The following is a 12,370-nucleotide window of genomic DNA, read 5'->3' as shown; positions in this document are numbered from 1 at the left end:
CTCAGGCGCCGACGGCGGCCTGCCGCTGCGTCGCCCGGCGCTCCCAGGCCCAGCGGCCGATCACCATCGCCAGGCCCACGACGGCACCGATCACGGTCTCCAGCACACGCGCCTGGAGCATCGGCCCGACGGGCTGGGTGTGGCCGAGCTGCACCATGAGCAGGGCGAGCGGGGTGATGAACAGCAGCGCGAGCGAGTAGTTGCGCATCACGTACATCTCGGCGAGGAACTGCAGGATCACGATCCACACCACGAGCTGCCAGGGCTCGACGGGGAAGGACAGCAGGAACGCGGTGACGACCACGCCGAGGGTGGTGCCGACGATGCGGTGCACGGCTCGCTCGGCGCGCGCGCCGTGGCCGGACGGGGTCAGCGGTGCGACCGCCGCGACCTGCGGCCAGTACGGGAAGGGCAGGCCGGAGGCGAGGCCGAGCACGCCCGCGATGAGCGCAGCGACCGTGTAGCGGGTGAACTCCGAGGCGAGCTCCCCGTGGGTGACCAGCTCGTGGTCCCGGCCGAGGACCACGTCCGGATGCCGCTCCCCCGCCCAATGGCCGAGCAGGCCGAGCAGCACGCACAGCCCCGCACAGGCCGCGGCGATCAGGCCTGCACCCCAGGACGGGGCGGCGACAGGGGCGGAGGCGACCGCGGCGGTCGCGAAGACGGGGAAGATCGCGCCGCCGGGCTTCAGACCCTTGGAGGTCACGAATGCGGCCGACGCCCCGGCGACCAGCGAGGTCACCACGATCACGAGCCACGACCCGGCCGCGGGCGGGATCAGCTCGGCGATCTGCGCGAGGCCCGCGCCGAGGGTCACGCAGAGGGTGAGCATGATCCCCGCCTGGGACTGTCGGCGGAACCGGTCGCGGGTGGGCTCGTACTTGGAGTAGATGCCGGTGAACGCGCCGAAGCCCGCGAACATCGCCCACTGGATGTTGTCGGTGAGCAGCAGGATCACCAGCGGGATCGCCAGTCCCACCGCGATGCGGAAGGCCGGGATGTGGTCCACCCGCGACGGGGCGAGGGTCACGAAGCCGCGCAGTCGCGCGGCGAGGGATCGCGAGGCGGGGGACGAGTCGGGAACGCGGCTCCTTCCGGGGTGGGCAGGCGGGAGCGCGACCGTCGGCCGGGGGCAGGGGGGACTCGCTCGAAGGGTAGTCCCGCCTGGGCCGATCCCGCCAAGACCCAGCAGACACGGCACCGGGATGTGGCCCGCGAGACCCGGGCGCGGGGACGGCGTGGGAGGATCTCGCCAGCGCATCCCGCATCCGCGGCGACCGTCGCGCGCCCCCGCGCGCTCGTCCCTCCTCTCCCCCGGAGCTGCCATGTCCACCACGTCCCCCGCGCCGGACGGCGCCCGGTCCTCGACCCTCGTCGAGACGACCGGCATCGAGATCATCGCCGAGTCCGAGCGGACCGCCCGGCCCCGCGATCTGTTCTGGCCCTGGTTCGCCGCGAACGTCTCCGTGTTCGGCATGAGCTACGGCTCCTACCTGCTCGGATTCGGCATCAGCTTCTGGCAGGCCACGATCGTCGCCGTCATCGGCATCATCATCAGCTTCATGCTGTGCGGGCTGGTCGCGATCGCCGGCAAGCGCGGCTCCGCGCCGACGATGGTGCTCTCCCGCGCCGCGTTCGGCGTGCACGGGCAGAAGGTGCCCGGCATCGTCTCGTGGCTGACGTCGATCGGCTGGGAGACGTCGCTGGCGATCTCCGCCGTGCTCGCCACCGCCACCGTGTTCGAGATCCTCGGCGTCGGCGCGGGCAGCACCGTCACCGTCATCGCGGCGCTCGCGATCGCGACGCTGATCGTGGGTGCCTCCGTGCTCGGCTACCACACGATCATGAGGCTGCAGTCGATCCTCACCTGGGCGACCGGCGCGATGACCATCCTGTTCATGATCCTCACCATCCCCCACATCGACCTCGCCGCGGTGCTGTCCGCCCCGTCCGGTCCGCCGCAGGCGATGATCGGTGCGCTCGTGATGGTGATGACCGGCTTCGGGCTGGGCTGGATCAACATCGCCGCGGACTGGTCGCGCTACCAGAAGCGCTCCGCGTCCGACGGCTCCATCGTCCTGTGGAACACGATCGGCGGCGCGGCCGCCCCGGTGGTGCTGGTGACCTTCGGCCTGCTGCTGGCCGGCTCGGACCCGGCGCTGGACGAGGCGATCGCTGGCGACCCCATCGGCGCGCTGATCTCGATCCTGCCGCTGTGGGCGCTGGTGCCGTTCTGGATCGTCGCCGTGCTGACCCTGGTCTCCGGCGCGGTGCTCGGCATCTACTCCTCGGGCCTGACCCTGATCAGCCTCGGCATCGACATCCCCCGCCCCGCCGCCGCGGCGGTGGACGGCGTGATCCTCACGGCCGGCACGATCTGGGTGGCGTTCTTCGCCCAGAACTTCATCGGCCCCTTCCAGAGCTTCCTGATCACCCTCGGCGTGCCGATCGCCGCCTGGGCCGGCATCCTCATCGCCGACGTCCTCTCCCGCCGCGCCGACTACGACGAGCAGGCGCTGTTCGATCCGCGCGGGCGGTACGGCGCCTTCGACTGGATCTCCATCGGCACCATGGTCGTCGCCTCCGTGATCGGCTGGGGCCTGGTGGTGAACTCCTTCGCGGAGGACGCACCGTGGAACAACTGGCAGGGCTACCTGCTGGAGCCGCTGGGCATGGGCACCTTCGTCGAGGACCCGGCCGGCTCCTACTGGGACGGCAACTGGGCGTACGCGAACGTGGGCGTGCTCTTCGCGCTGGTGTTCTCGTTCCTGGTCACCTGGTTCGCCCGACGCTCGCGGATCCGGGCGCAGGAGCGGGGCTGAGATTCCGTCGCTCGTCCACAGTCCCCCGGAGCCGCCTCGACCGCGCCGGTAGAGTCGCGTCATGGACAGCACCGTCTCCCCGCCCTGGCTGCTGATCGTCGACCCGCAGCGGGTCTTCGCCGACCCCGGCTCCGACTGGGCCTCCCCCTTCTGGGACGAGGCCTGGGAGAAGATCCGTGAGCTCGCCGCGCACATCGGTCCCGAGCGGACGGTGATCAGCCGCTGGCTGCCCACCGCGGACCGGGACACCGCCTGGGGCGACTATTTCCGCGTCTGGCCCTTCGCGGACGTTCCGGCCGAGGATCCGCTGTACGACCTCGTCGACGGGGCCGCGGAGCTCACCGCCCACCCCACCGTGGACGAGCCGACCTTCGGCAAATGGGGACCGCAGCTCGCGGCCCGGATCGGCGCGGCACCCGGCACCACCCCGCACCTGCTGGTCACCGGGGTGTCCACCGACTGCTGCGTGATCTCCTCGGTGCTCCCCGCGGCGGACGCCGGCGCCCGGGTCACGGTGGTCACCGACGCCTGCGCCGCCTCGACTGCGCAGAACGGCGCCGCCGCCCTGCACACGATGGGACTGTTCGGCCCACAGGTGGACCTGCGCACGAGCGCCGAGGTGCTCGCCGCGGGCGAGGATCATGCGGGAGGGGAGCGGTGATGGCGGCGAACGAGCCGGTCACCGCGATCGCTGGCGAGCGCCAGGTCACCTGCACGCACTGCGGCGAGGTCTGGTTCTGGTCGCGGCGGGTGGTCATGTCCAGCAGCTCGGCGTCGCTGTTCAACCTGGACGGGTTCAGCCCCACGGTCATCCAGCTCTCCTGCACCCGCTGCGGGAAGGTCGAGCTGTTCCAGCCCGACGCCCTGCTGACGCGCGGAGCCTCGGCGTGACGGTGCCGTCCCCGCCTACAGGTTCCGCTCCGTCCGGCGCTCCGAGCGGTGCCCACGGCACCGTCCCGCTCCCGCGCACCGCGCTGATCACCGGCGTCGGCCGACGGCAGGGGATCGGTGCCGCGATCGCGCGGGGCCTCGCCGAGGACGGGTTCGACCTGGCGCTGTCCTTCCACGCCGACTACGACCGGCGCGTGCTCGGGGCGGAGGCCGACGTGGACCTTCTTGCCGAGGAGCTGCGGGCTGGCGGCCGACAGGTCGTGCTGCTGCCCGGCGACGTCGCCGACCCCGCAGTGCCGGGCCGGCTCGTCGAGACCGCGACGCAGGAGCTCGGGCGGCTCGGCGCGCTGGTCACCTGCCACTGCGAGTCGGTGGACTCCTCACTCCTGGACACCACGGTGGAGAGCTTCGACCGCCACTACGCGGTCAACGTCCGCGCGACCTGGCTGCTGCTGAAGGCCTTCGCGAAGCAGCTCCCGCTCGTCGCGGCCGACGGGGGCCCGGATTCGGCGCCCGGCGGGGCGATGATCGCCCTGACCAGCGACCACACCGTGCACAACCTGCCCTACGGGTCGACCAAGGCGGCGCTGGACCGGCTGGTGCTCGCCGGCACCCACGAGCTCGCGGACCGCGGCCTGCGCACCAATGTCGTGAACCCCGGCCCGATCGACACCGGCTGGATGGATGACACGACCCGCAAGGCCCTCGCCGCGGCGACGCCCGGCGGGCGACTGGGCACCACGGACACCGTCGCGGATCTGGTGCGCTTCCTGCTCTCGGAGCAGGGCGCCTGGATCCGGGGGCAGCTGCTGCACTCCAACGGAGGGTTCGCGTCTCCGGCGCTGTGAGTGGGGGTCGGAGACCACGCCGGCCGCGCCCCACGCACCCCGCCCCGCACGCAGAAAGGTCGATCCCGTTCCATACCCGGGGGGATCTGGAACGGGATCGACCGATCTGTGCAGTGCGCCGGGCGGGCGACGCCGGGTGGGCCGCGCCGACTGGGCGGCGCCGGACCCGGGCCTCAGGCCTCGAGCTCGGCGTTGTCCTTCTTCCGGGCGGCGACGAGCGAGGCGATGATCGAGACGCCCATGGCGACGACGATGAAGCCCAGCGACATCCAGATCGGCACCTCGGGGATGCGCTCGAGCGCGTGGAAGCCGGGGATGAAGTCCAGCGGCGCCTCGTGGATCGCGTGGATCAGCAGCTTGATGCCGATGAAGCCGAGGATCGCGGCGATGCCGTAGTGCAGGTAGGCCAGGCGATCCAGCATGCCGCCGAGCAGGAAGTAGAGCTGGCGCAGGCCCATGAGCGCGAAGATGTTCGCGGTGAAGACAAGGAACGGGTTGCGGGTGACGCCGAAGATCGCGGGGATCGAGTCCAGGGCGAACATGACGTCGGTGAGGCCGAGGGTGATGAAGACCATCAGCATCGGGGTGAACATCTTCTTCCCGTCCACGACGGTGCGGATCTTGTTCCCGTCGTACTCCTCGGAGACGGGGATGAACTTCCGCACCACGCGCATGATCGGGGACTCGGCGTTGTCGCCCTCGTCCTCGAAGGCCTGCTTCCACGCGGTGTACAGCAGGAACAGGCCGAACAGGTAGAACACCGCCACGAAGCGGTCGATGATCACGGCGCCGACCAGGATGAACAGGCCGCGCGCGATGAGGGCGATGATGATGCCCACCATCAGCGCTTCCTGCTGGTACTTCCTGGGCACCTGTAACTTCGCCATGATCAGGATGAAGACGAAGAGGTTGTCGACGCTGAGGGAGTACTCGAGCAGCCAGCCGGTGACGAACTCGGAGGAGGGCTTCGCGCCGCCCACGAAGAAGAGCACCACGGCGAACACCAGCGCGAGGCCGACGTAGAAGCCGATCCACGCCGCGCACTCCTTCATGGAGGGCACGTGGGGCCGCTTGAGGACGAGCAGGAGGTCGGCGAGCAGGATCGCGCAGAGCACGACCAGCGCGACGATCTCGAACCCGAGATGGAGTTCTCCCATGGGACTTCTTTCAGGCGGCCCGGGTCGAGGAGGTCCCGGGAACAGGGGACGGGGATGTGCGGCTCGACTGTCGCTGGAGACATCGAGCGGCGCTGGTGAGGCTACTCCCCCGCCACCCCCGACGTCCCTCCTTCCGCGGTGACCTCCCGCTCATGACGCGGGACCTGCGCGTTCCCGCGCCTCTCGGACGGAACGGCCGACGGACCCGCCGCGTCTCCGACAGTCCCGTCGGCCGATGGCGTCTCCCAGCGCATGGCGCCTCCCCGTCGGCCGATGGCGCCTCAGCGCAGCGGCCCGACCACTTCGCTCGCGGCGGCCAGCACGCTTCCGTCCAGCAGTCGCGCCTCGGCGGCGGCGATGTCGGGCGCGAGGAAGCGGTCCGGGCCGGGCCCCTCGACGTCCTCGCGCAGCACGGCGATCGCGGCCGCGCAGGCGGCCGACGGGACCAGCGGCGCGCGGAGGTCGATCGCGCGGGCGGCGGTCAGCAGCTCGATCGCGAGGACGCGGCGGAGGTTCTCGACGCTGGTGCGCAGCTTGCGTGCTGCGTGCCAGCCCATGGAGACGTGATCCTCCTGCATGGCGGAGGAGGGGATCGAGTCCACGCTCGCGGGGACGGCCAGTCGCTTCGTCTCGGAGACGAGGCCGGCCTGGGTGTATTGGGCGATCATGAAGCCGGAGTCCACGCCGGGATCGTCGGCGAGGAAGGGCGGCAGGCCGTGGGAGCGGGACTTGTCGAGCATCCGGTCGGTGCGGCGCTCGGCGATGGAGGCGAGGTCCGCGGAGACGACGGCGAGGAAGTCGAGCACGTAGGCGACGGGGGCGCCGTGGAAGTTGCCGTTGGAGGTGACGGTGCCGTCCTCGAGGACGACGGGGTTGTCGATGGCGGAGTCGAGCTCCCGCAGGGCGACGGTGCGGGCATGCTCGATCGTGTCGCGGACGCCGCCGGCGACCTGGGGTGCGCAGCGCAGCGAGTAGGCGTCCTGGACGCGGGAGCCCTCGGAGGCGACGTCGGCGACGATCGGCGAGCCCTCGAGAAGTGCGAGGATGTTCGCGGCCGACGCCTCCTGACCGGGATGGGGGCGCAGCGGCGCGTGCAGCTCGGGGCGGAACACGGTGTCGCGTCCGCGCAGGCCCTGCACGGACAGGGCGGTGGTGAGGTCGGCGGTGCGGACCAGCTCGTCGAGGTCCGCGAGCGCCATCAGCAGCATGCCGAGCATGCCGTCGGTGCCGTTGATCAGCGCCAGGCCCTCCTTCTCCTCGAGCAGCACCGGCTCGATCCCGGCCTCCTCGAGCAGCTCCGGGACGGGGCGCTCCACACCGTCGCGGTCGCGGGCGCGGCCCTCCCCCATGAGCACGATCGCGCAGTGGGACAGCGGCGCGAGGTCGCCGGAGCAGCCGAGGGAGCCGTACTCGTGGACGATCGGGGTGATGTGCGCGTTCAGCAGCGCAAGCATCGTCTCGACGACGACGGGGCGCACGCCGGTGCGGCCGGAGGCGAGGGTGCGGGCGCGCAGCAGCATCAAGGCGCGCACCACCTCGGTCTCGACCTCGGGACCGGCACCCGCGGCGTGGGAGCGGATCAGCGAGCGCTGCAGGGCGTGACGCATGGAGGGCTTGATGGAGGTGTCGGCGAGGGCGCCGAAGCCGGTGGAGACCCCGTAGACGGGGGTCGAGGACGCGGCGAGCTCCTCGATGTGGCGGCGCACGGCGGCGACGTTCTCGCGCGCCTCCGGGGAGAGGTCGACGCGGGCGCCGTGGCGGGCGACGGCGAGGACGTCGGCGGCGGTGATCCCGGAGGAGTTCAGGACGACGGGGGCGGCCTGAGCGGGGGTGGAGGGGGCTGCGGTGGCGGTCATGGGGAGCCTTTCGGTGACGGAGCGGGCGGCCACGGGGCGGATGGTGAAGGGCGGGCACGAGGCGGAGGGGGCGGGACGGTCGGGTGCCGAACGGACCGGTTCGGGGCGGACGAGTGCGGGCGGACGGGCGGCGGCGCGGACGGGACCGCGACATTCACAGGCGGTGGGGAGCGCTCCTCGCGCCTATGACGCGAGCATCGCCGTATTCCGCCAGTGAATGCAGCCGACGCCGCGGACAGGTCGACGCCGCTGGCAGGTCGGCGCCGCGGCCCTAGAGCAGCAGATGCCCGAGCGGAGCGGCGATGAGGATCGTCAGCACCACGCGCTCGAACCACAGCAGGACGAGCTGGCCGACATTCACCGGGATCTTGGTGGCCAGCACGGAGGGCACCAGCGCCGAGAAGAACACGATCTGGGAGACGGCCGTGACGCCCACGGTGAAGCGCAGCACCTCGGACTCGTGCCCGGAGACGATCGTGGCGGGCAGGAACATCTCGGCGATGCCGACGGCGAAAGCCTTCCCCGCCAGGGCCGGGTCCGGCAGCTGCACCAACCAGGCGAAGGGCACGAACACCCAGCCGAGCACGTCGAACACGGGGGTGTAGGTCGCCAGCAGCAGGCCGGCGAGTCCGACGGACAGGATCGAGGGGACGATCGCGGAGGCCATGAGGACACCGTTCTTGAAGGTGTCCCAGCTGCCGCGCACGATGCCCGGCGCGATGGCCAGGGCGCGCATCGCCTCGTCCCAGGCCTGGCGGATCCGGTTGCCGCTGGAGACGGGCTCGGGCAGGTGCTGCACGCCCTCGTAGGGCTCGTCGGGGATGCCCCGCAGCGGAGGGATGCGCACAGTGATCGCGGTGACGGCGAAGGTGATCGCGAAGGTGAGGAAGAAGTAGAGCGTCCAGTGCTCCATCAGCGCGAGGGTGTCCGCGACGATCACCATGAAGGTCGCGGACACGGTGGAGAAGCCGGTCGCGATGATCGCGGCCTCCTTGCCGGTGTACCGGCCCTCACGGTAGACGCGGTCGGTGATCAGCAGGGCGAGGGAGTAGGAGCCGACGAAGGAGGCGACGGCGTCGACCGCGGCACGGCCGGGCACCTTCCACACCGGGCGCATAATCGGCTGGACCAGCACGCCGATGAACTCCATCAGCCCGTAGTTGATCAACAGGGCGAGGAACACGGCACCGACGGGGACGATGAGCCCCACCGGGATGCCGAGCCGCTCCCAGAGGAACGGGCCGATGTCGGGGTTGGCGAGGGGGCCGGGGTAATAGCCGAGCGCCGCGCAGACCGCCACGACCAGGCCGAGGATGTTCGCGAAGGCGAAGGCGGTGCGCAGCCGGGAGCTGCGCCAGGAGCCGGTGACGAAGGGGCGCACGGTCCCGAGCACCACGAGGGCGACCACCACCCAGGGCACGGCGGGGCCGAGCACCCAGCGCACGAGCGTCAGGGCATGGTCGACGAGGATCGTGGACTTCCCGCCGATCTCCACGCTCACGAAGAACATCACGATGCCGAGTGCGCTGTAGAGGAAGAAGCGCCAACGGCGCGGCGGGATGCTCCGCTCGGTGCCGTCGGCGCAGATCACGGACTCGGCGCGAGCGTGGGCGGAGCGGGCAAAGGGCTGGTCCCCGGGAACGGGCGTGGGCGTCGTCATCGACGGCCTCCTCAGTGGACGCGCACCCCGGCGCGCAGCACCTGGTGGGTGAGCGGCATGCCGGGGCGGTAGGCGAGATGGATGGCGGCGGGGGCATCGAGCACGTGCAGGTCGGCGCGGGCGCCGATCCCGAGGTGGCCGACGTCGGTGCGGCGCAGGGCGAGCGCCCCGCCGCGGGTCGCGGCGCGCAGCGCCTCGGCGAGGCTGAGGCGCATCTGGAGCACGGCGGTGGCGACGCAGAAGCCCATGGCGCTGGTGTAGCTGGTGCCGGGGTTGCAGTTGCTGGCGATCGCGAGGACCGCGCCGGCGTCCAGCAGCTCCCGCGCGGGGGCGAGCGGTGCGCGGGTGGAGAGGTCGCAGGCGGGCAGGACGGTCGCGACCGTCGGCCCCTGGTCCACGGTGAGCCGGCCGGACGAGTGACCGTCGGCCGCTCCCCCGTCGGCCGACGGCCCCGCGCCCTCAGGCGCGACCCCTCCCTCCGGCGCGACCGGCCGCGAGGCGGTGGCGGCGAGGGTCTCGACGTCGGAGGAGTCGAGGTGGTTGAGGTGGTCGACGCTGGCGGCGCCGAGCTCGGCGGCGAGCGCGACGCCGCCGCTGCGGCCCAGCTGGTTGCCGTGGACGCGCAGGCCGAGCCCGGCCTCCGCCCCGGCGCGCAGCACCCTCGCGGACTGCTCCGGGTCGAAGGCGCCCTCCTCGCAGAACACGTCGATCCAGCGCACGTGCGGGGCGACGGCCTCGAGCATCTCCCCGCAGACCAGGTCCACGTACTCCTCGGCCCGGCCCTCGAACTCACCGGGCACCAGGTGCGCGCCGAGGAAGGTGAGCTCGTCGATCTCCCCGTCGGCCGCGAGGTCAGCGAGCAGACGCGCGGCCCGGGCCTCGTCGGCGACCGTGAGGCCGTAGCCGGTCTTGGTCTCCATGGTGGTGGTGCCGCCGGCGGCGGCTTCGGCGAGGCGGCCGCGCACGAGGGCGCGCAGGCGCTCGTCGGACGCCTCCCGGGTCGCCGAGGTGGTCACGCCGATGCCGCCTGCGGCATAGGCCTGCCCCGCCATCCGCGCCTCGAACTCGGCGGCGCGATCGCCGTCGAAGACCAGGTGGGAGTGGGAGTCGACCCAGCCGGGAAGCACGGCCCGGCCGCCGAGGTCCTCGCGGGCGTCGGCGGCCGGGGCCTCCGCCGCCGGGCCGGTCCAGGCGACCTTCCCGTCCTGGATCACCAGCGCCGCCTCCCGCAGGACCTGTCCCTCGGCGACGCCGCCGGGCGCGGCGGGGTCGTCGAGGGCCGGGTCCAGGGTCCACAGCTCGGAGATGCCGGTCAGCAGCATCGAGGTCGGGGCGGTCATCGGGGTGGTCCTCAGTCCCGCCGGGTGGGGGTCATGGGGACGCGGACGCCGCGCTCGTGGGCGACCTCGTCGGCCCGCGAGTAGCCGGCGTCGACGTGGCGGATCACGCCCATGGCGGGGTCGTTGGTGAGCAGGCGCTCGAGCTTGCGGCGGGCGAGGTCGGTGCCGTCGGCGAGGCCCACCTGGCCGGCGTGCTGGGAGCGGCCGATGCCGACGCCGCCGCCGTGGTGCAGGGACACCCAGGTCGCGCCCGAGCTCGCGGCGGTCAGCGCGTTCAGCAGCGGCCAGTCGGAGATCGCGTCGGAGCCGTCGAGCATCGCCTCGGTCTCGCGGTACGGGGAGGCGACGGAGCCGGAGTCGAGGTGGTCGCGGCCGATGACGATGGGGGCCTTGACCTTCCCGTCGCGGACCAGGTCGTTGAAGAGCATCCCGGCCTTGTGCCGCTCGCCGTAGCCGAGCCAGCAGATGCGGGCGGGCAGGCCCTCGAACTCGACCTTCTCCGCCGCGCCGTCGAGCCAGCGGTGCAGGTGCTCGTTTTCGGGGAACAGCTCCTTCAGCGCGGCGTCGGTGACGGCGATGTCGTTGGGGTCGCCGGACAGCGCCACCCAGCGGAACGGGCCGAGGCCCTCGCAGAACAGGGGACGGATGTAGGCGGGGACGAAGCCGGGGAACTCGAAGGCGCGGTCGTAGCCGGCATGGCGGGCCTCGTCGCGGATGGAGTTGCCGTAGTCGAAGACCTCCGCGCCCTCGTCCTGGAACTCGACCATGGCCTTGACCTGGCGGGCCATCGCCTCGCGGGACTTCTTGGTGAAGCCCTCGGGGTCGGCCTCGGCCTCGCGCTGCCAGTCCTCGAGCGCGACCTCGGTGGGCAGGTAGCTCAGCGGGTCGTGGGCGGAGGTCTGGTCGGTGACCACGTCGATGTGCACGTCGCCGGCGCGGTGGCGCTCGAGCAGGGCAGGGAAGACCTCCGCGGCGTTGCCGACGATGCCGATGGAGAGCGCGCGGCCCTCCTCCTTGGCGCGATTGGCGCGCACGATCGCGTCGTCGAGGTCGGTGGCGATCTCGTCGAGGTAGCGCTTGTGGACGCGGCGCTCGAGGCGGGTGCGGTCCACGTCGGCGATGAGGCAGACGCCGCCGTTGAGGGTGACGGCGAGGGGCTGGGCACCGCCCATGCCGCCGCAGCCGCCGGTGAGGGTGATGGTGCCGAAGAGGCTGCCGCCGAAGCGCTTCTTGCCGACCGCGGCGAAGGTCTCGTAGGTGCCCTGGAGGATGCCCTGGGTGGCGATGTAGATCCAGGACCCGGCGGTCATCTGGCCGTACATGGTCAGGCCCTCGGACTCCAGGCGCCGGAACTCCGGCCAGTTCGCCCAGTCGGGGACGAGGTTGGAGTTGGCGATGAGCACGCGCGGCGCCCACTCGTTGGTGCGCAGCACGCCGACGGGCTTGCCGGACTGGACCAGCAGCGTCTCGTCGTCCTCGAGGTCCTTCAGGGTGTCGACGATCGCGTCGAACGCCTCCCAGGAGCGGGCGGCGCGGCCGGTGCCGCCGTAGACGACCAGGTCGTCGGGGCGCTCGGCGACCTCGGGGTCGAGGTTGTTCATGAGCATGCGCAGCGGGGCCTCGGTCTGCCAGGACTTGGCGGAGAGGGTCGTGCCGCGCGGGGCGCGGACGGGGCGGGCTCCGGGGAGGGACATCTTCGGCTCCTGGGGTCGTGAGTCGGGTCGCGTCGGCGGCGGCCGACGGGGCTGGTCGGCGGGACGGCGACGGGCGGTGCCCCCAAGGACATCACCGTCGGC

The 12,370-nt window shown here is 72.2% G+C and carries 10 protein-coding genes; 4 read left to right on the top strand and 6 right to left on the bottom strand.

Going from position 1 to position 12,370, the window contains the following annotated elements:
- Position 1: 1 nt before the first annotated feature.
- Positions 2 to 1,030, bottom strand: a complete 1,029-nt coding sequence (locus tag HNR70_RS14710) for an FUSC family protein (RefSeq protein WP_312857690.1) — start codon at positions 1,028 to 1,030, stop codon at positions 2 to 4.
- Between the two features lie 295 nt (positions 1,031 to 1,325).
- On the opposite strand from HNR70_RS14710, the gene HNR70_RS14705 reads away from it, so the two are divergent.
- From HNR70_RS14705 to HNR70_RS14690, 4 genes are all read left to right on the top strand, one after another.
- A complete protein-coding gene (locus tag HNR70_RS14705) occupies positions 1,326 to 2,822 on the top strand; it encodes a purine-cytosine permease family protein (protein WP_184326312.1) in 1,497 nt (498 codons plus the stop codon).
- A gap of 61 nt (positions 2,823 to 2,883) precedes the next feature.
- Complete coding sequence (locus HNR70_RS14700) at positions 2,884 to 3,483, top strand: cysteine hydrolase family protein (protein WP_184326311.1); 600 nt, start codon at positions 2,884 to 2,886, stop codon at positions 3,481 to 3,483.
- Positions 3,483 to 3,713, top strand: coding sequence for a DNA-binding protein (locus tag HNR70_RS14695; RefSeq protein ID WP_184326310.1), 231 nt, complete (start codon positions 3,483 to 3,485; stop codon positions 3,711 to 3,713). Before HNR70_RS14700 ends, HNR70_RS14695 begins: the two co-directional genes overlap by 1 nt.
- A gap of 83 nt (positions 3,714 to 3,796) precedes the next feature.
- Positions 3,797 to 4,561: an SDR family oxidoreductase gene (locus HNR70_RS14690; RefSeq protein ID WP_221421511.1), complete on the top strand. Its 765-nt coding sequence runs from the start codon at positions 3,797 to 3,799 to the stop codon at positions 4,559 to 4,561.
- A gap of 173 nt (positions 4,562 to 4,734) precedes the next feature.
- On the opposite strand, the gene HNR70_RS14685 is transcribed toward HNR70_RS14690, so the two are convergent.
- The 5 genes from HNR70_RS14685 to hutU form a co-directional block, all read right to left on the bottom strand.
- The gene (locus HNR70_RS14685; RefSeq protein ID WP_184326309.1) at positions 4,735 to 5,718 is read right to left on the bottom strand and encodes a TerC family protein; all 984 of its coding nucleotides are present in this window, start codon (positions 5,716 to 5,718) and stop codon (positions 4,735 to 4,737) included.
- A gap of 281 nt (positions 5,719 to 5,999) precedes the next feature.
- The gene (gene hutH, locus HNR70_RS14680) at positions 6,000 to 7,574 is read right to left on the bottom strand and encodes a histidine ammonia-lyase (RefSeq protein WP_184326308.1); all 1,575 of its coding nucleotides are present in this window, start codon (positions 7,572 to 7,574) and stop codon (positions 6,000 to 6,002) included.
- A gap of 271 nt (positions 7,575 to 7,845) precedes the next feature.
- Positions 7,846 to 9,234, bottom strand: coding sequence for a YjiH family protein (locus HNR70_RS14675; RefSeq protein ID WP_184326307.1), 1,389 nt, complete (start codon positions 9,232 to 9,234; stop codon positions 7,846 to 7,848).
- Between the two features lie 11 nt (positions 9,235 to 9,245).
- Entirely contained in the window at positions 9,246 to 10,574 is a 1,329-nt protein-coding gene (locus tag HNR70_RS14670) for an amidohydrolase family protein (RefSeq protein ID WP_184326306.1), read from the bottom strand.
- Between the two features lie 11 nt (positions 10,575 to 10,585).
- Complete coding sequence (gene hutU / locus HNR70_RS14665) at positions 10,586 to 12,268, bottom strand: urocanate hydratase (protein WP_184326305.1); 1,683 nt, start codon at positions 12,266 to 12,268, stop codon at positions 10,586 to 10,588.
- Positions 12,269 to 12,370 lie beyond the last annotated feature (102 nt).

The sequence above is a fragment of the Brachybacterium aquaticum genome (assembly GCF_014204755.1).
In the GTDB taxonomy this organism is placed as follows: domain Bacteria; phylum Actinomycetota; class Actinomycetes; order Actinomycetales; family Dermabacteraceae; genus Brachybacterium; species Brachybacterium aquaticum.
The sequence above is the reverse complement of the archived record's forward strand: the minus strand, read 5'-3'. Positions and strand labels throughout refer to the sequence as shown.